The sequence below is a fragment of the Neisseria sp. P0021.S006 genome, assembly GCF_051956895.1.
Window position 1 is genome coordinate 1 of record NZ_JBQCWZ010001030.1, and the last position, 522, is coordinate 522.

Annotated in this window: 1 protein-coding gene; it reads left to right on the forward strand. The window is 50.2% G+C overall.

Annotated features, from left to right (window positions below; genetic code table 11):
* Nucleotides 1-44 precede the first annotated feature (44 nt).
* The coding region (locus tag ACTHUM_RS18545; protein WP_440403760.1) for a glycosyltransferase family 2 protein at nucleotides 45-522 on the forward strand (478 nt) is incomplete at its 3' end.

Genomic DNA, 522 nt, shown 5'->3' on the forward strand with positions numbered 1-522 from the left:
TTTGCTATACTCTGCATTGTGTTAACGTCGTCTAAAAAATATTTATGAAAACCCTGGCCCTCATTCCACATTACAACCACCCGACCACCATCAGCCACGTTGCCCAAACCATGCGCGGCTTCGGTTTAAACGTTTTAATTGTGGACGACGGTTCACGCGAAGAATGCAAACCTGTATTGCAGGCTTTGGTTTCAGAAGGCATTGATGTCCTTTACCGTCCCATCAACGGCGGCAAAGGCGCAGCGGTCAAAACCGGTTTGGAATACGCTGAAGAACATGGCTATACCCACGTTTTGCAGGTTGATGCAGACAGCCAGCATTGCTTAAGCGACACACCCAAACTCCTCGCCGCAGCAGAACAAAATCCCGAAGCCGTTGTTTGCGGCTGGCCGCAATACGGTAATGACGCGCCCAAAGCACGACTTTACGGACGCAAAATTACCGACTTTTGGAATATGCTGCACACTTGGTCATGCGACATCAAAGACGGCATGTGCGGCTTCCGCCTCTATCCGCTTACAC